The 16416-nt window shown below is 49.0% G+C and carries 22 protein-coding genes; 1 reads left to right on the top strand and 21 read right to left on the bottom strand.

Features of this window, described 5'->3' with window-relative positions; all coding sequences use genetic code 11:
• Window positions 1-123: 123 nt before the first annotated feature.
• Together NHH16_RS05615 and NHH16_RS05610 are read right to left on the bottom strand one after the other, a co-directional pair.
• Window positions 124-372: a DUF6870 family protein gene (locus tag NHH16_RS05615; protein ID WP_262068601.1), complete on the bottom strand. Its 249-nt coding sequence runs from the start codon at window positions 370-372 to the stop codon at window positions 124-126.
• 629 nt (window positions 373-1001) lie between these two features.
• Window positions 1002-1469, bottom strand: coding sequence for a sigma-70 RNA polymerase sigma factor region 4 domain-containing protein (locus NHH16_RS05610; protein WP_262068600.1), 468 nt, complete (start codon window positions 1467-1469; stop codon window positions 1002-1004).
• A gap of 473 nt (window positions 1470-1942) precedes the next feature.
• Here NHH16_RS05610 and NHH16_RS05605 point away from each other — a divergent pair, with 473 nt between their 5' ends.
• Window positions 1943-2284: a helix-turn-helix transcriptional regulator gene (locus tag NHH16_RS05605; protein WP_262068599.1), complete on the top strand. Its 342-nt coding sequence runs from the start codon at window positions 1943-1945 to the stop codon at window positions 2282-2284.
• Between the two features lie 32 nt (window positions 2285-2316).
• On the opposite strand, the gene NHH16_RS05600 is transcribed toward NHH16_RS05605, so the two are convergent.
• The 19 genes from NHH16_RS05600 to NHH16_RS05510 all read right to left on the bottom strand — a co-directional run bounded on the left by NHH16_RS05600 (window position 2317) and on the right by NHH16_RS05510 (window position 16088).
• Complete coding sequence (locus tag NHH16_RS05600) at window positions 2317-2511, bottom strand: cysteine-rich KTR domain-containing protein (RefSeq protein WP_330643471.1); 195 nt, start codon at window positions 2509-2511, stop codon at window positions 2317-2319.
• 249 nt (window positions 2512-2760) lie between these two features.
• Window positions 2761-3819 carry a BtrH N-terminal domain-containing protein gene (locus NHH16_RS05595; protein ID WP_316043927.1) on the bottom strand — a complete coding sequence of 353 codons (1059 nt, stop codon included), beginning with the start codon at window positions 3817-3819 and terminating at the stop codon, window positions 2761-2763.
• A 52-nt stretch (window positions 3820-3871) separates the two neighbouring features.
• Complete coding sequence (locus NHH16_RS05590) at window positions 3872-4306, bottom strand: hypothetical protein (protein ID WP_262068623.1); 435 nt, start codon at window positions 4304-4306, stop codon at window positions 3872-3874.
• A 59-nt stretch (window positions 4307-4365) separates the two neighbouring features.
• Window positions 4366-4779: a DUF3788 domain-containing protein gene (locus NHH16_RS05585; RefSeq protein ID WP_262068597.1), complete on the bottom strand. Its 414-nt coding sequence runs from the start codon at window positions 4777-4779 to the stop codon at window positions 4366-4368.
• A gap of 27 nt (window positions 4780-4806) precedes the next feature.
• Entirely contained in the window at window positions 4807-5409 is a 603-nt protein-coding gene (locus NHH16_RS05580) for a hypothetical protein (RefSeq protein ID WP_262068596.1), read from the bottom strand.
• A gap of 20 nt (window positions 5410-5429) precedes the next feature.
• Window positions 5430-6062 carry a DUF998 domain-containing protein gene (locus tag NHH16_RS05575; RefSeq protein WP_262068595.1) on the bottom strand — a complete coding sequence of 211 codons (633 nt, stop codon included), beginning with the start codon at window positions 6060-6062 and terminating at the stop codon, window positions 5430-5432.
• A gap of 176 nt (window positions 6063-6238) precedes the next feature.
• On the bottom strand, window positions 6239-6856 hold the full coding sequence (locus NHH16_RS15505; RefSeq protein WP_275982103.1) for a TetR/AcrR family transcriptional regulator: 618 nt from the start codon (window positions 6854-6856) through the stop codon (window positions 6239-6241).
• 255 nt (window positions 6857-7111) lie between these two features.
• Window positions 7112-7612 (bottom strand): hypothetical protein, encoded by a 501-nt coding sequence (locus NHH16_RS05565; protein WP_262068594.1) that lies wholly within the window; start codon window positions 7610-7612, stop codon window positions 7112-7114.
• Window positions 7613-7614: 2 nt separating this feature from the next.
• Window positions 7615-8373 (bottom strand): hypothetical protein, encoded by a 759-nt coding sequence (locus tag NHH16_RS05560; RefSeq protein WP_262068593.1) that lies wholly within the window; start codon window positions 8371-8373, stop codon window positions 7615-7617.
• On the bottom strand, window positions 8283-8780 hold the full coding sequence (locus NHH16_RS05555) for a hypothetical protein (protein WP_262068592.1): 498 nt from the start codon (window positions 8778-8780) through the stop codon (window positions 8283-8285). The genes NHH16_RS05560 and NHH16_RS05555 overlap by 91 nt, the downstream gene beginning before the upstream one ends.
• On the bottom strand, window positions 8777-9649 hold the full coding sequence (locus NHH16_RS05550; RefSeq protein ID WP_262068591.1) for an ABC transporter ATP-binding protein: 873 nt from the start codon (window positions 9647-9649) through the stop codon (window positions 8777-8779). The genes NHH16_RS05555 and NHH16_RS05550 overlap by 4 nt, the downstream gene beginning before the upstream one ends.
• Window positions 9625-10383, bottom strand: coding sequence for a hypothetical protein (locus NHH16_RS05545; protein ID WP_262068590.1), 759 nt, complete (start codon window positions 10381-10383; stop codon window positions 9625-9627). The genes NHH16_RS05550 and NHH16_RS05545 overlap by 25 nt, the downstream gene beginning before the upstream one ends.
• A gap of 1 nt (window position 10384) precedes the next feature.
• Window positions 10385-10924, bottom strand: a complete 540-nt coding sequence (locus tag NHH16_RS05540; protein WP_262068589.1) for an RNA polymerase sigma factor — start codon at window positions 10922-10924, stop codon at window positions 10385-10387.
• A 362-nt stretch (window positions 10925-11286) separates the two neighbouring features.
• On the bottom strand, window positions 11287-12714 hold the full coding sequence (locus NHH16_RS05535; protein WP_262068588.1) for a relaxase/mobilization nuclease domain-containing protein: 1428 nt from the start codon (window positions 12712-12714) through the stop codon (window positions 11287-11289).
• A 76-nt stretch (window positions 12715-12790) separates the two neighbouring features.
• Entirely contained in the window at window positions 12791-13075 is a 285-nt protein-coding gene (locus NHH16_RS05530) for a CD1845 family protein (RefSeq protein WP_262068587.1), read from the bottom strand.
• Window positions 13059-13229: a hypothetical protein gene (locus tag NHH16_RS05525; protein ID WP_262068586.1), complete on the bottom strand. Its 171-nt coding sequence runs from the start codon at window positions 13227-13229 to the stop codon at window positions 13059-13061. Before NHH16_RS05525 ends, NHH16_RS05530 begins: the two co-directional genes overlap by 17 nt.
• Before the next feature lie 112 nt (window positions 13230-13341).
• Window positions 13342-13695 carry a plasmid mobilization protein gene (locus NHH16_RS05520; protein ID WP_330643466.1) on the bottom strand — a complete coding sequence of 118 codons (354 nt, stop codon included), beginning with the start codon at window positions 13693-13695 and terminating at the stop codon, window positions 13342-13344.
• On the bottom strand, window positions 13692-15362 hold the full coding sequence (locus NHH16_RS05515) for a DUF3849 domain-containing protein (RefSeq protein WP_262068585.1): 1671 nt from the start codon (window positions 15360-15362) through the stop codon (window positions 13692-13694). Before NHH16_RS05515 ends, NHH16_RS05520 begins: the two co-directional genes overlap by 4 nt.
• Window positions 15363-15377: 15 nt before the next feature.
• The gene (locus tag NHH16_RS05510; protein ID WP_262068584.1) at window positions 15378-16088 is read right to left on the bottom strand and encodes a radical SAM protein; all 711 of its coding nucleotides are present in this window, start codon (window positions 16086-16088) and stop codon (window positions 15378-15380) included.
• Between the last annotated feature and the right edge of the window lie 328 nt (window positions 16089-16416).

Here is a 16416-nt window from a genome sequence, read left to right as displayed (position 1 = left end):
TTATTTGGTTAGAAACCAATCAACAACCGGGCTTCGCTGCTTTTGTCCTGCGCTCATTATACCGCGCCCAGGCAGCGGAAGTCAGCCCCTAAATTGGTTTCTCCATAACCGCGTTCCCCATGCTCATGCCCGCGCCATCAGGCTTTCCAGTCGGTCGTCCAGTGTGGGGCCGCTGTCGGCATAGCTTACCTTGACGGCGACCTTCCCCACCTTGAAGCAGTAGGGATTCTTCACCTGCGCGACAAAATCCATGATGCGCGCCTCCCGGCTCTGCTCCGGGGAAACCTTCACATCCCGGATGTCCACCAGCTCGGCGGGGTCAACGGTACGGATGTCCACATTTTTCATTTCTTCCAGCGTCATTCCACGCATAGCGAAACCCTCCTATTAAAGTTGATTTGTCAAAACCACATGAATGCGCCGGCCTCCAAGAGAACAAGGAAGCCGGCGCATGGTATCTGGTTTCGACCATCCGCGCCGTTTAGTCGCTGCTTTTCCATTGAGAGAGGAAAGCGCACATGGGCGCGGAAGGTTGATGATTCATATTTGGTTAACATGCTGATTCGCCGTATTTGCCACGCACCCCGGCGAGGGGATAGATTCGGGCCGCGGCGGGCTTGCCGCATTCATAGCCCCGCTGGTACCGCCGCTTCGCCAAAGCAAGCAAATACCGCAGGGCTCCCCCCAAGTCTGCGGGAGGCCGTGAGGAAGTATCTTTACAAACCCCCGCGCGCGTCGTCGCGCCCGGCATTGCCCAAGCCAATCCGAAAACTGGCCCATGCCGGGTTCGAGGAGCTGCGGACGCCATAAATGGCAGCCGCCCCCTCCGTCGCTCACGCGCGGGTTGGTGCCCGAAAATACCGTATGTGAGCGGCAAGGCGCCGCTGTTTGTCAAGGTGCGAATCAGCCGCAAGTGTTTACGGCTTGTCCTCGGTTAGAGGATGGAGGGAAGTGTTTTACCCTCTCACTTACTTAGCCGTTGGGAAGGGGTGAGTGTGCGGCTAATCCTCCATTTTCTCATAATATTTTTTTAGCATACCCAGTATCCGCCGCCTACGACGATGCACAACATACCGGGAAACGCCGATTTGCAGGGCATACCCTTGCACTGTCTGGCCGACAAAGAACAAAGCCTCAATTAGCTCGCGATCCGCTGCATCCAGCGCTGCTACGGCCTTGTGGAGCTCTCGGATTTCCTCACCAGCAAAAAAGACGTCCTCCGGCGAAGGCGCGGAACCGGCGAACTGCTTGTCCGCTTCCAGAAGGCGCTCGTAGGAATCCTCCCGGCTAGGGATGAGCCCCACAACGGCCCCTGCTTCATTACGAAGCGGCTGCTCGCATTTCAGGTCGTATTCCATATACTTCATTTTGCGGTCGCTCTCGCGGAGTGCTTTTATCACCTTGGGATGAATGGGGGTATCCGGGTAAAGGGCGGCATAGTCGGGGTAATATTTTTTGATTTTTGGCATATGTATAGCCTCCGTTTCGATTTTTTTGGGGATAGCGAATCGAAACAGAGAGGGCGGAGAGCGGCAGCCGACAGATGAAAAACACAAAAGAGCGCATCGATAAACAAGTGTTATCGATGCGCTCTTAAAATACAGATATAGACGATTTAATAGTTCGCGTTCATATGTGCAAGATATTCCAGATGATAATGCAGATATTCTGGAATATCCTGCGCATACTTTGTTGGCTGACTAAGCCTCGCCGCTCGTCATAAGCGGCTCAAATAGCATAATATACATGAGATACGCCTTTCCATCACTTTACAGAAAGGCGTATCTCATTTGAGCATAAGAAACCCACCTTGCCGCAAAGGTTTTTTTTATTTGGCGGCAAAGTGCATTTATCACGCAGTGTAAATGCGTATTAACACGAATTGACTAACCGTTCACCAATGTATACACGCACTATAAAATTACATTGAGGTGAATTGATTGTGCGTGATAAAAATGTTGATAACATGGGCGCTGTTATAAAAAAGGCCCGTAGGGATAGAGGATTGACACAAGAGGAACTTGCTGAAAAGGTCGGTGTGGGTTCCCGCCATATTATGGCTCTTGAAAATGAAGGCAAGAATCCCGGTTACGATGTCCTTGCGAAAATCATACAGACATTAGACTTTTCAGCCGATTTGATTTTTCGTCCCGATGCTGTCAAACACACAGCAGAGCAGGATTTGTTTATAAGTGAGTTTATGGCGTGTAACGACAATGAACAGCGAATCGTTATGGAAACCATGCGAAGCCTAATCCGGGAGTTGCGTGAAAATGGAGCTTAAACGTGCAAGAGCCGATAACCGCGAAATGCGTGTTATCGGCTCTGCGTCTTTGCGTCTGGCTCTTTGATAACGGTTATTTGTAGTTGTAGGACATTTATCAGAACCTGCTCTTTGCACTTGGGACAGAACAGCGGAAAATTTCTCAGTTCGGTATCCTCTCGAATCTGTGTGCGGGTTTTGTTACCACAAATCGGGCAAAATATCCATTTAGCACCTGTCAAAAGCATCATCCTCCCTTTGCGATGATTGCAACCTGTTTTCTATCAGCAAAGCTACTGTAAACAGGATTTCCAAAAGCGCAAAAGCAGCTACCACAAAAGGCTTCATAAACAGCCTTACTCCCAAGGCAAGAAAAAGCTCATAGCTTTTGATTCCTTCATCCCCTCACCTGTTTATTTGGCTTAGTCCAAGGCAGCATCGAGGTCAAGCGCCGACTGCGGCAACCCTTTGGTGCCGCTTCCCTCGCTGCGATAGTTTCAAATCAATTCCAGCGCTGCAAAGCCATTCTTCATAATGCCGGCGGCCTGTGTAAATAGTGTTGGCAGTTTGTCAGTTCCATCATATCTATCGATTAAATAATCGACAATCACTTCTTTGATTTCGGCGATAACCGCTGCACCGCTGCCGAATCTCTCTGCCGCTTCGACCATGTCTGGCTGACTATATTCCGTACCAAGTTGAGAAAGCACAACCGATACTTTGTCAAAGCCTCCCCCAAACTCCATTGTGTCTGGTTCATTAATACCGCGCAGGGCGTTGGGGACAGAGGGAACAGTCCCGAAGAACTGAACCATGTTGAAAAGCAACTTGTCATAATCTTCCTTTGAAAGTTCGATTTTCCAGTTTGGCAAATCCTTGATGAATTTCTCGAACCCCTTATTGCCTATAAAGCCTACGGGGGGGGTCAGATATAATTTTCGCTTTTTAGCAAGCGCTTCTTTAGCTATCTCATATTTGTTCTTATCCGTGTGCATACGGACAGTCCAGACAGTATTCGGTTTGGACAATCCGGGATAGGAGCAATCAAAGGCAAGGCGCAGTTCGTCGTAGGAAATCGACTGTGTTTCCTGTCTGCCGCAATCGTTGAAATATAAAGTCTGTGCATTATCATCGTAGCCTATGGCCAGTTCGTAGTGAAACGGAATATGCTCCTTATGATATATTTTTTCAAAATGCGGAAGATAGAACATATCAAGTGCGCCAATCATACAGGGATAACCAGCATCAATCTCAGATTTAATCTTCGTAAGTGCCTTTTCAAACGTCTTATATTCGCAGACCTTATAATCAAAGCCGACAATTGGCGAGAGAAATTCATACATCTGCCGTGTTCTTCCATCACCTAATGCAACCATGCGTTTCAGTTGAGCCTTCGGCGTTTTCATATAGCAAAACGAGCCAAAACTGCTTAGTACAAAGAAAAACTTGGGTGGTAGTTTTTCGCCGGTATTTTGTATGTAAATATCTTCAACTCCGTTCCACATACACACATAGTCATCCATGCGATGTGGAATATCAATAATTGTTCTCGTCACTATTCTCCTCCAAATTCCGATTTAACAGTTTGCCTTCTGCTTAAATTGCTTATTATCTTTCGGCCATATATTGACTGATTTCGGCTGGCGATAATTTTCTGATTTCTGTATGTTCAAATTCCTGATATGGTTTTTGGAATAAAGGTTCCATAGTGGCACAGGTTTTTCCCTTGTCTTTTTCTAAATAGTGTTGTAGGTCAATTCGATTTTGAAAAATCTTAAACGATACGCGACCGTTGCTATTTTTCACTTCATAGATGCCACAGGAGCTTTTCGTTGTATAATCGGCGGTTCGCAGATAAAGTTTTGCAATATCCAACGATTTGAAGGGAAAATTCCAACGTTGCAGACTGCGTTTCGGGTCATGGTCAATACAAATACACCGCCCACAAGTACCGCATATATATTGTGTGTGATTTTGAAGGCAATCTAAAGGATTAAGCAAGGGTGTAATTCTATTGTTGTCACTGTAACATTCCTCACACATCATGATTTGCTCCGTTTCTTTAATCTGTTTTGTATTCCAAAAGCCGACCACGCCTATGCTTACTTCCTGTTAGGTTTTCTCTTGATTGCCAATAGCTGCATCACTTCATCAAGCAATGAACTGTCGCCCATTTCTACCATCATCCATTTGCCATCGTGGTAGGTTTCGGCCATATCATAAATGCGCTGAATTGCATCGGAATACTGGCTGCGGGACGCTTCAAACTTCGCTCTCTCGTCCTTGCCAAAAATGATGAGAACCCCAAAACAATTTTCGCGGGCATACAGGGCGCACAGTGTTTTCCCGCCCCGGCGATATTTGTATTCGTAGTCCCATTTCTTCCCGCCATCGTTCCAGAGCGTCTCCATTTCGTAGACGGAATCAACGGCATTGCACACAGCATTCCATGCTTCCAATCTCTCTTTACCGAACAGGCTTTGCAATTCGCTTTGTGAGGGAATTTCTTTCTTCATCTTCTACACCCTTTCTATCAAATAAGTCTATTTTTCAACCGAAATAAATGGGGGAATGTTGTCCAAAGATGCTTTTCGCTGCATTGTCTCTGGTTCTACATCAAAACTGTTGCCGTCATATTCATAATGCAGCTTGCCATCTTCCATAAAAAAGCGTTGGTTTGATTGGAATGCAACTGGTTTGAAACAGCCATCTTGAACGGGCTGGTCACGATATAATGCCTGTTCTTCTTTCAGTGTTAACACACCATTATCAAGCCGCACATCATAGATGCTGCTTACGATAGCTTCTGCTGGCACATCCTTCACGGAAGCAGAAATGAAGCGAAAGAAACCTGTTATGCTATCGATACTTTTGCGCTTGGCAAGTTCAAAGCGAAACAGGGAAACACTGCTAAAATCTTTCCGTAGCGTTTCGCGCTGCTCATTTTTCACAATCCATATTTTTTCGTTGGACACAATAAACATATCCAACTGGAAGGCGCTCCCCGAATACTTTAGGTTGGAAAAAGAGATTTGGTCTGAATAGACACCTTCCAAAGCACCACCTTCAAGTTCATAGAGCAACTCTTTTGTGTGCAAAGTTTTCCCATTCACGTTTGTTTCAAGAAAATCAATAATATCTTTCATTGCAATACCCCTCATTCGTTTTATTCATCAAAAGAAAACCCACGAAACAGGTAAATCCCCAAAACCGCCGCAAATCCCATTCCGGCAAACACGCTGAAACGCTCTGGAATCCCAAAATAGTTTGGCGGGACAAGGTTTACCCCAATGGCGCCAGCCAACATTAGTGCTAAGGTGAGCGTTGCCCATATTCCCAAGGAGAGATACCTTTTTTCACGGAAACTGCCAATCATAATCACAATCATCGAGGTAACGGAGAGTAATACCACTAACGCAGTGACGACAATGTGCATTATATCTTGAAAGGTCGTTCCCTCCATGCCACCTTCTGCAAGGGGGAACATAGCATACCCCACGGTTGATACCCATTGCATGACAGCAAACAAATAGATTCCTGCCCGAAGCGTTCGATTCAGCTTACCCTGTATGAACACGCACACGGACATGACGGACACCATAACGCAAGTGCCGCACAGGCTGGTCAACTGGTTCCAGAGCAGCAAAGAGGGGGCATTCATCGCAAACAAATCACTCACAGCCTGCGCTTTCCAATCATACCCTGGATACGCAAGCGGACTAAGCACAACCCCTGCGGTGTACGAGAGTAGTCCAACCACACCCAATAATCCCAACCAGTTTATTAGAGTTTTCTTCATAATCCACCACTATTATTTTCTTCTTTTGCATAGAAATCCCGTCGAAGCCCACTTCGTCTTAGCGTTCTTAATTTTAGCATCAAGCCATACCCACCTCGGTCCATTCCTCTCCCACATATGCCGATGACCTTACGGGTTATCCGCAACAACAATCAAAGCTCGGTGTCCAGTAGCAGTTATTCTCGTCCACTATATATTTTGCTAAATTGTTGAATGTGCCGCTCTATAAGCTGCAATGCCTCTTTTTCGCGGCTTTCATCTCGATCACATAGGGTGAGCATTAGATAAATCGGCGCATAAAAATGCAATGCCATAATATCGGGAGATTGCCCTTTTAAAGTGCCGTTTGTCAACATTATCGAAAATAATGCTGCTTGATAGGATAATGGCTCGTCAATATACTGTTTTGTGTAAAGCTCCGACAATTCCGAATGATGAAATTGCTCAAGTGTCAGCAGTTTGCGGAACTTCTTCACTTTATCGTCATGTAACATATACAAGAACAGTTCTTTCCCGGTTTTCAAAAGTTCATCTTCTGCAATAGCAGAGAAAAATTCCACATCCTTGTCTGCGTTGATGCCGTTTAGGAACAACTCCGTTGTCTGCTTACTATAGCCCTGTGCTAAAACTTCTAATATCCCATTAAAAATATCCTGCTTACTCTTGAAATGTTTGTATAGTGATGGCGGTTTTATTCCCACCGCTGTAGCTATATCACCAACATATACGGCACTATATCCTTTTTCCGAAAAAAGAGTAAGTGCTTCATCCAGTATTCTCTGCTTGGTAGTCATACCATAGTCTCCCTTTGGCTAATTTGAATTAGCCATTTAATTATAGGCTAACTCATATTAGCTGTCAAGGTCTCGAATGCAGGTTATCCGACAAAAGATTAAATCGGAACATTCATAATAAAAGCCGTGACAAAGCGGAAACCACCACAAAACATTCCGATAAAAAGGGCCGGGGCGTGTCAGCGCGGCACGTTGCCCCGGTCTTTTCACAAATGTTCCGATAATATTTTCTGGCTACAGTCTGTTTTTTTACGCTCATTCAGTGTCAGCCGGAGTTATCATTATGGTCAAGTCATTTTTCTCGACTGTTGAACTTATCACCCCTTCTGATAACTCTGCGGATTGCGCCTCAAAAAATAGGGATTCCAATATAGATATCTCATTTTCAGGCAGCAAGATTTGAATGACCTCGTTCAGTTTTGTTAAGTATGCTTCAACTTCATCAGATGAAATGGTTTTCCCTTGAACCTGAAACACAACGGTTGTGATTTTCTCATTGCTAATCATCGCAGTCAAAACGATTCCCATTTGAGATTCCTCAAACTGAATGATTGTACCCTTGCTCACTTCCACTGGGATAAACCCTGTGCCATCCAAAACGCTATCGCTAAAGGTGTCCGGCGAAACGGAAAATACAGGCCGGTCGGTAAGCGACATATCACCGCTTACCGGCTGTTCTGCGCTAATGCCACACTCGGACAAAAGCGCGGCGAGCAGTAGAAGGACAATACTTGCTAAAGTGATTTTTCTTATCATAGTCAATTCTCTACCTCGTGTTTTTTGAATGTTCGGAATGAAAGCCATGTAAAGATGGCAGTCGTTACTCCGAGTAGCACAAGTGCAAGGTCTTTTTCAGATACAGCCTTACCGAAAACGACCATCCCGCGGTAGCGGCAAAATAGCGGAGCGACCTGCATTATGCGTCCATATGAGTAATTGATAATATTCTGGATTTCATTAGTGCCGCTCAACGCATATATAAGCACCGGTACAAAAAATGCAGTCAGGACAATGGACATACACAAAACCGGATTGCGAATCTTTGAGGACAACAATATGGTGAAGGCTCCAATGCCAATACAGGCACAGAAGGAGATAGCAACAGAAATCAAATAGAACTGCCCCATTGTAAGTCCATAAGGCGAAAGTATATATTGAAAAGGGTCATAGAACATTGCGGATAAGCTTGTTCCTCCACCATCAAATCCCCAAAACGCGCCGCACAGCAGGGAGTAGAGCCCTATTACCAAGACATGGACGATAGTAATTGTAATGAGCGCCGTGCATAGCTTTCCATAGATTAGCGCTCGCTTTCCCTTTTTCGAGGACAGAATCAATCCGTCCATATGTGTGCTATATTCCATATTGAATAGCGGTGTAAGGAGCAGGATAATCAAAAATCCAAGGATGATGATTGCAAAGTTATTTAGGAATCGAACATAGTAATCGAAGAACAAATTGTATCCAACTGAAAGATCAGGGTTTTCTTGAAACAGTGCGATTTCTTTTTCGAGCAAAAGCGCTCATCGTTGCTGGTGGTCGAGCTTAGTTCTGCTTGCAACTGCCGTATATATTCATGCCTGTAATCATTTAGCTGATTCATGGAAAGGGTATATTCCAATAGATCCAGCTCCTGCCGCAGCTCTGGGTTCAATATTTTACTGTCGCCGGATATTTGCCAATTGGCCGGGTTATCTACAATCTCACTGCGGGCTTGAACAATAGGCGCAATCCGCTCAGGCTCAATTTGCCCAGTGTAGTAAGTGGTGGTTTCTTTAATATATTCGAGTCTCGAGAGGGTTTGGTGGTCATAGCAGTCCAGCGCAAAAAATCCAATAGAGGACAACAGCAGAAGGACGATGCAAACAATGCTCTTTCTATTGCCAAAGATTTTTTTGAGTTCAAAGCTAATAATTGTTTTCATCGGCCAGATACCTCGCCAAAGTAATATAGGTAGGCATCCTCTAAATTAGACGCAGTTTTTACAGCGCCACCACACGGACATTCATCCGCGATAATGCGAAGTGCAACATCTTGATTTTTGTGCTGCAAATTGGCGATGAGGTTTGCGGCTTGCAGGCGCTGGGCAGCGTGTGATGAAACCGTGGCAGTCCATACTTTGCCATCAACGCTGTGGGCTATTTCATCACTTGTTCCAACTTTCAGAAGCTGACCTTTTTTCATGAGGACAACGGAATCGGCAATATATTCTATGTCCGATACAATATGCGTAGAGAGTAAAACAATGCGGTCAGCTGATAAGTCGCTGATTAGGTTTCGGAAGCGTATGCGCTCTTGCGGGTCAAGCCCAGCAGTCGGTTCATCCAGAATTAAAATCTTTGGGTCATTAAGGAGCGCCTGTGCAATTCCAAGGCGCTGGCGCATACCTCCTGAGAATGTGCGGATTTTACTTTTCCCTTCATTATTCAGTCCAACTGCGTTCAAGAGTTCGTTGGCTTTTCGCTTTGCGTGAAGGTTTTCAATTCCCTTTAACGCAGACAGGTACAACAGAAAATCCATCGCAGTAAAATCGCGGTAGTACCCAAAGTCTTGCGGAAGATAACCGAGCAGGTCACGATAACTCTCGTCCATCTTGTGAATGTCCACACCGCCAGCGGTTATCTCGCCAGAGGTTGGGCGCAAAACATCCGCTAGCATCCGCATCAGGGTTGTTTTCCCGGAACCATTTGGCCCAAGCAACCCATATACCCCTTGAACAAATGTGAGCGAAAACCGGTCAACAGCGTTCTTGCTTCTATACTGCTTGCTTACTCTGTCAAGACATAATTCCATAATGTACTCTCTCCGATGTTCAGATTTTTCATAAAACGGTAGGCCATATATGCTGTTACACACAGCGATAATAATAGAATCAAAGCAACTACGCCCATGCTCATTGCTTCAATGATTATCCGCCCTTTGTTCCACAGAGCGAGAGCAAAGACAATCCCTGCCCATAAAGCGCCGCCAATAAAACCGCGCATAATGCTTCTCTTTCCGAAACATAGGATTACACCGCAAGTGACAGAAAATGAAACCAGTGCGAACAGTATATGCCGTACATCCCAAATGCCAGTTAAAGCTGCTGCCATCAGCCACAATATCACAAGAGAAATCGCTGTGCAGATTGAAAGCAAAAGCAGCTTACCCGTGAGTATCTTTACGAAGTTGTATTTGCATGATGCCTCTAGTTCATACATTTTGTCTGCAAACAACCGATATACGGCTCCGACGCTGGGGAGTATAAACAGTGGCCCAAAGGAAAAGAACAGACTGGATTGATAACGCAAGTCGGAATAGAAGTTTGCCACTAGACATCCAACCATCAATATGGTGCAGGCAACATAAAACCATTTGGACAAATATGTTGCTTGTACCCTAAGTTGTTCAAATACCGAAAAGGGTTTTGTATTTCGGCTGGTGGGCATTGCTGCGATGGTTTTCTTGGCGATTGTCTCAAGCTGCGATTGTGTGGAATCGGGAACCTGATATTCCGCCATGAGCTCTTTGATTTTTTTGTCGTTCATTTTAGAAAACCTCCTTTAGCAAAATCTTCAATTTATCCACGCCCTGCCTGTATCGCGATTTTGTTGATGAAATATTTGTATCAGTTATTAACGCAATATCTTTGAAAGCAAGGTCGTGATAGAAGCGCAAGACAATTACATCTTTCTGATATTCCGGCAACTTATTTAAGGCTACTTTGACAATTTCAGCACGTTCGACCATTTCCATCATCTGTTCAAGTGGCATTGAATCGGAGCAAATGTCGGCACTTTCATTCAGCGTACAGGCATTGTGGTTTGTTCGTCGGTAAAAGTCCCGGCTTGCGTTTAATGCCATCTGAAAAAGGTAATTTTTAAGTTTCCCTTTTTCCTGATATGTGTTTATCCCCGCGGCTAGTTTCAAAAACACGTCTTGAGCAATGTCCTGTGCGTCCATATAGTTGGGTAGCTTACGACAAAGGAAGTGATAGATGTCGTCATAATATAGCTTTACGATTTCCTCCATAGCGGTTGCATCACCGCTTTTTGCTCGTCTGATTAGACCGCTTCGCATAGCCTTCATCACCTCCCTAAATAACATAACGCAGATTTTCTCGAAAAAGATTTATCTTTCAGAAAATATTATACAGCACATTGCAAGGTGAGAACCCAAAACCAAGGTCTCGAATACAGGTTATCCGACAAAAGACTAATTCGGAATGTTCCGATAATTTTGGCAAGCAATGGGCGCGTGCGCGCGCCCAGCCCTCCGCTCCATCAACCTTCGGTTAATTCCGCTTCGGCCTGCTTGTTGGTGCGCTGCCCCAAACCCCATCGAACGGACGCCTCCGGGCGTCCTGTTCGTTAAGCCGCTTCGCGTCTGCTGGCCTGCCCCCTCCGGGGCAGGCGGCGGCCGGGGCCGCGGGGAACGGAGAGCATGAACCATCATTTTTCATGCCCTCCGCCCTCGATGTGCTCCTGCTCGTTGTATCGGAGCAGACGGTCCACATTGGACTTCGCCGTGATGAAATCCTTCATTTCCTGCCTCGCTGTATGGTACTCGCCATACAGCTTTTTCTTTTCAACGGAGAGGGCGGCGTACTCCTGTTTGAGTGCCTTGATGGAGGGGATTTTTTTGAGCCCCAAAGCGTCAAAGGCTTTTTTTGCCTCCCGATGAAGCTGTATCTCCTGCTCATGCTGGGAGAAGAACTTTTTACTGAACCCCGCCGCCTTGTAAGCGGCGTAAACATCCCGCGTCTTGCCGTAGCTGCCGATATGCTTTTGCAGGCCGGCAATCTCCGAGAGCCGGGCGTCAATGCCCTTTATCCTGCCGCCGAGGTCGTTGAACCGGGCGGCGGCCTGCTCCGCCCGCTGGGATAGCTGGGTATATTCGGTCAGGTTGTTTTCTTGCAGCATGATAAGGGTCTGCGCTGCCTGCTTCAAATTGAAAACCTTGGCCCACCGCTCATAGCCGGGGGAACCTTTGGCCTTGATGCTGTTCTGCACATCAATGAGCAGATTCAGCTTCGGCGGCGCAGGCGGCTCGGTGCCCCGCACCTTCGGAGAAACAACCCGCTTGCCCTCGATGCGCTCCCGGATGGCCGCCACGGTGTAATCGCCTTTGAGGGTATCGCATCGAGTCGGCTTCTTCTGAGCAGGGAGCTCACCGTCTGCTGGACAGAGGAAGGTGATGCGCTTGCCGCTGCCCACCGTGTAACCCGCATCCTCCATCAGCCGGAGAAAGTCATCGAAGCTGGCGGGCTTCTGTTCCAGTGCCGCATCGATGGCGTTCTTTATGCGCTGCTGGAAGGAAGGTGACCGGTCATCACCGAGCCATGCGCCATAGTGCTTGCCCTTGCCCGGCTTCGGGTTTCGGATGATGGACAGGCCATTCTCCACGCATATCAAATCGGAGAGTCGGCGCAGGGCAATGGCGCTCCACAGGAAATTGTTGAACTTGCCGTTGCAATCAAGGTTGGTAGAGTTGTAATAAATGTGCGAATGGATGTGTTCCTTGTCCTCATGAGTACAGACGAGGAAGGCGTGCTTCCCCTTGGTCCAGCGAAGGGCAAGTTCGTGGGCAACACGATTCGCTTCCTCCGGGGTGATTTCCCCTTTGGGGAAGGCCTGCCGAATCTGGTACAGGAGAATGTCCTTCTCCTTGGGCTGCTCCCGCCCGGTGATGGAAGCATACTGCCGCTTGGCAAGGGTGAACTCCATTGCCGCCGTGCGAGGGTCGCACTCGTGATAGGAAATCAGCTTGCCGTCCCGCGTCTTGTCCGGGTTTTTGCCGTAGTCGATGCTCTTTGCGATAGTGCCGAGGATGCTGCGCCCGGCGTCGATGTGCCGGGGCATCAGCCGGGATGTCGCCATAAAATCAAACCTCCCTTCCCGTTAAAAAAATAGCAGGCGCAGGGTCCGCCCCCGCGCCTGCCTGCGTGCTCGCTGATTAAATAGACTTTACAAGGATGTTCAAATCATCCAGCCGGTCAACCATCCATTCCGCCAGCTTGGTCAGCCCGAAGGGGCTGATGGCAAAGGCGAGGATACCGGCGTTCAAAGCCGCCGCCGTGTCCTGCAAGAGGATGAGCGCCAACAGTGCAATGATGAATACGATGGAGGAAACGATGCCCAGCACCGCGCCGGAGAAGTGGCAGGCAAAGCGGAATACCGCAACGATGATGGACAGCAACAGTGTGATGGGAAAAAGCAAAATCTTAATCAGTATCCTCATGGTCCGCCTCCTTCTTCGGCTCTAACACCCGGATGTCCGGGTCGGGCGCCGAGACATACATTTCCTCGGTTTCTCTTTGCGCCTGCTGCAACAGGGCAATGGCATCTGTTTGTGAGTTGAACAGTTTTTTGTACATGGCCGCATAATCCGGCATGGGTATCGCTCCCTTCGCAAATAGTATCTTCCTATCAAAATTGTACCGCGCCGGGAAGTAAAAGGGAGCGCCCCAAATCAGCAAATCAAAAAGTTTGTGCAAAACGCAGGCGCTACCGCCGCAGCTCCGTCAAAGCCCGCAGGATGTCGGCGGCCTGATTCCACAGCTCGTCATACCGGGCTTGCAGGTCGGCAATGTCTGCCTCATAGATGCTTCTGGTCTCGTTGGCGCGCTTGGCGATCTGGTTCATGTTGTTGGAGGTAATGCGCAGCAGCCGCACCATTTCCCGCACGTCGGATAAATCCAATCGAATGACAAAGCCGTCAATCGCCTGCTTTCGGATATAGGCGCCCATGTTGCGGACACCGGCCTGCTCCATCTTTTGCTCAATCAAATCCCGCTCATGCTCCGTCACCATGAGGTGAACGCGCACATTTCGCTTGCGGTTGGGGTGCTGGCGGCTCACAGCTCCGGCCCCGATTTCACAGGCGGCTTCTTATCGGCAGAGGGCGGCTTGACAGCCTTCTTCGCCGCGTCTAGCTTATCCGCCACCGAAGGCCGTTCCCGCTGGGGCAGCTTTTTGACAAAGGCATCGAAGCTGCGCGCGGGAAAGTGGGCGCGGGTATCCCGCTGTTTTTGAAGAACTGCTTGCAAAGCGGATTCATCGTGAACCTCATACCGAACGTCAACAACTCGGCCGTTCGCCTGCTGAATCTGCTGAAAGTGCCCGCTGTATTCATCATAGGCGAACCGCTTCTGCTCACCATCCTTGAACGTGAGCAGGACGGATTCGGGTGAGAGGGCTTCTTTTTTCACCTGCTGTACCTGCTGGGCATGGTCCAGCTCGTAGAGATTGCCCATTACCTTACCGTTTTCCATGCCGGTGATTTCCACCGCGAAGGGAATGAGCTCGGCCCCCTGGCCCTCATAATAGGTCCAGTGATTGTGAGCGGAAGTAGTGGTAATGAAGGCGTCCCGCTCGGCAAAGCACTCCGTACCGTTGCGCCGGGAGAGCCACAAAAAATTCCTGTCCTCCAGGTTCGGACTTTCCGCCGCCTTGATGAAGCTCTCCTTGTCATACTCAAAATCCGCTTGGTAGCCCACGGTGTTTTTCGCCACCACAGCGCCGAGAGCGGCGATAACGTCCACATTCTCAAACTTCCGGCCCTTTGGCGGCGATGATTGCCGGGGCTCTGGCTTTTCCTCCACGGGAAGCATTTCCGGGGCGAGCTCCTTGATTTCCTCCAAGGTCTGCCCATCGGTCAGATCGGCTTTGGGAGCGGCAATGTTGTTGCGGAGGCCGTCAATCTGGTTGTAATTCTGCTCCGTGCTCATTTCAGCGGCAGCGAGGGGATTGTCCACCACAACCTTCAAATGGGGATTATCCGCCATATATTCATTGACACGGTTTTCATAGTCGGTCAGGGCGGCCTCCTGCCCGGAATGGTAATGGCCCCAATAGTGGTCCCGAGTGCCGTTGTCGCTGGTGAACTGCCAAGTTGCGAAGGGCTGCGCCGCTTTCGGATTTTCGCCATAGGCAAAGCCACGGTCATTATCAAACTGGATGGAGCGGGTGACGGTATAGCTGCCCACCATCCCGGCGCTACGCTGGGCTTCCAGCGCGGCGGTAATCTCTCTGGCCCGGTCGATGAAGCCGTCCAGTACATGGGGATGGGTATTGCAGAAAATTCCCTTGTCAGGAACGATGTCAAAATCCTGCGCCCACCGCTTGTTTGCGTTGGAATACCTGCCGTCATAATCATTGTTCAGCAAGATATTCGCCAGGACAACATTTACCCGGTCGGGGCCGTATACGCCGACAACCTTTTCGGCGGCGCCTTTCAAGTTGTAGTGAAAGGTGTCGTAGTTGCTTTCCTGCACCGCTTTGTCGATGGCCTGCGCTACCGCCATGTTTTGACGCCGGATGGAGGACAGGGCAAGCTCCGGCTCCATTTCCCGCACAGAATAGCGGACGTTTACAGAAGAAGCATTTTGGTTATACTGCACCGCCTGCCGCGCCGCATCTTCTTTTGTGGTGAAAACCTCCGGGGCACCGTCCCGCTTGCTCCATGCTTCCGCCGCGCCCAAAACGGACGCCGGGCCTCGCATGGCCCAAATGCCATAGTATTGCATACATGACCTCGCTTTCTATGATTTCAGTGTGGTAAAGAGTATTTGCGGTCTTACCCATAGCCGCTGAAACTTGCGCCAGTCGGCGGCGGTTTCGCCTGCCTCGTTGCGGTAGAGCATGGCATAGGGCGCAAAGCCCGCCGCCCAGGTATCCCGCAGGCGCTTCTCCGCCTTGTCGAAGCTGTCGCCGGGATAGCCGATCAGGACATAACAGTTGGGTTTCCGGGATTCCCGCGTGAAGCCTGCCGCCGTGAGAAGTTTTCCCGCCGCCACAAGGGGCTCGTAATCATCCGGGGTATCGTAGGCGCAGTAGAGCCGTTTTGTTTTGACCTCCCGCAGAAGCTCCACATGCCAAGGCCGGAGCAGCTTGGCCTCCAAGCCCCCGGTGAAGATGGGGCGCTCTGGCTGGCTGGAAAGCATATCGAACACAGCCCGGATATGGGATTCGGAGCAGGCGAGCAGATTGTCGTCCAGAACATTGCTGCCCTCGGTGATGGGCAGCTCCCGGAGCCGGTAGCCCTCCCGCTTTGGAACGGCGCAGAACCAGCACCGATTGTTGCAGCCCCGGCTCGTGATGACATATCCGGGGCGTACATACCGTCCCGGCACAAAATCGCCGCCCGGCTCGTTCATGGCGGGGCCGCCCAGCTTTACCGGGATTCCGGTCTTCTGCCACGCCTCGGCCAGCCGTTCCGCTTCTGGCAAATCGTAGGTAAAAGCCACCGACACATGCACCTCGTCAATCCGGGGCAGCATCGGCGGCGGGGATGAAAAAAACGCCAGCCCATCATCCGGGGTGGCGTTGGTCCTTCGGGGGAATACGCGGGCGAGTATCAGGGGGATGACCTCCTTTCGATTTGGTCTATGTTTTGTTAGAGTGTGGTATAATTATAATTGCCGTTAGGGATAGGGGCGAAATAAATCCATTTGCATAATTGTATAAACAAGAGTATGCTACATTTAATTGAATACGGCAAAGATAGAAACACGACCCGGCTGGTAGTCCGGGTGCAGAATACTCTGTCAGTAACCATGCCTCCTTGGCTGTCCGTTCTTT

It is taken from the genome of Ohessyouella blattaphilus (assembly GCF_024721265.1).
GTDB lineage: Bacteria > Bacillota > Clostridia > Lachnospirales > Lachnospiraceae > Aequitasia > Aequitasia blattaphilus_A.
This window is presented reverse-complemented; position numbering and strand designations above follow the sequence as displayed.

What these genes read in the sequence shown, in the direction of transcription:
- NHH16_RS05600 (WP_330643471.1), bottom strand. Translation starts at nt 2,511, where the DNA reads ATGCTTTTGACAGGTGCTAAATGGATATTTTGCCCGATTTGTGGTAAC.
- NHH16_RS05580 (WP_262068596.1), bottom strand. Translation starts at nt 5,409, where the DNA reads ATGAAAGATATTATTGATTTTCTTGAAACAAACGTGAATGGGAAAACT.
- NHH16_RS05575 (WP_262068595.1), bottom strand. Translation starts at nt 6,062, where the DNA reads ATGAAGAAAACTCTAATAAACTGGTTGGGATTATTGGGTGTGGTTGGA.
- NHH16_RS05590 (WP_262068623.1), bottom strand. Translation starts at nt 4,306, where the DNA reads ATGTGTGAGGAATGTTACAGTGACAACAATAGAATTACACCCTTGCTT.
- NHH16_RS05585 (WP_262068597.1), bottom strand. Translation starts at nt 4,779, where the DNA reads ATGAAGAAAGAAATTCCCTCACAAAGCGAATTGCAAAGCCTGTTCGGT.
- NHH16_RS05555 (WP_262068592.1), bottom strand. Translation starts at nt 8,780, where the DNA reads ATGAAAACAATTATTAGCTTTGAACTCAAAAAAATCTTTGGCAATAGA.
- NHH16_RS15505 (WP_275982103.1), bottom strand. Translation starts at nt 6,856, where the DNA reads ATGACTACCAAGCAGAGAATACTGGATGAAGCACTTACTCTTTTTTCG.
- NHH16_RS05550 (WP_262068591.1), bottom strand. Translation starts at nt 9,649, where the DNA reads ATGGAATTATGTCTTGACAGAGTAAGCAAGCAGTATAGAAGCAAGAAC.
- NHH16_RS05545 (WP_262068590.1), bottom strand. Translation starts at nt 10,383, where the DNA reads ATGAACGACAAAAAAATCAAAGAGCTCATGGCGGAATATCAGGTTCCC.
- NHH16_RS05540 (WP_262068589.1), bottom strand. Translation starts at nt 10,924, where the DNA reads ATGAAGGCTATGCGAAGCGGTCTAATCAGACGAGCAAAAAGCGGTGAT.
- NHH16_RS05530 (WP_262068587.1), bottom strand. Translation starts at nt 13,075, where the DNA reads ATGAGGATACTGATTAAGATTTTGCTTTTTCCCATCACACTGTTGCTG.
- NHH16_RS05525 (WP_262068586.1), bottom strand. Translation starts at nt 13,229, where the DNA reads ATGCCGGATTATGCGGCCATGTACAAAAAACTGTTCAACTCACAAACA.
- NHH16_RS05565 (WP_262068594.1), bottom strand. Translation starts at nt 7,612, where the DNA reads ATGATAAGAAAAATCACTTTAGCAAGTATTGTCCTTCTACTGCTCGCC.
- NHH16_RS05515 (WP_262068585.1), bottom strand. Translation starts at nt 15,362, where the DNA reads ATGCAATACTATGGCATTTGGGCCATGCGAGGCCCGGCGTCCGTTTTG.
- NHH16_RS05615 (WP_262068601.1), bottom strand. Translation starts at nt 372, where the DNA reads ATGCGTGGAATGACGCTGGAAGAAATGAAAAATGTGGACATCCGTACC.
- NHH16_RS05535 (WP_262068588.1), bottom strand. Translation starts at nt 12,714, where the DNA reads ATGGCGACATCCCGGCTGATGCCCCGGCACATCGACGCCGGGCGCAGC.
- NHH16_RS05610 (WP_262068600.1), bottom strand. Translation starts at nt 1,469, where the DNA reads ATGCCAAAAATCAAAAAATATTACCCCGACTATGCCGCCCTTTACCCG.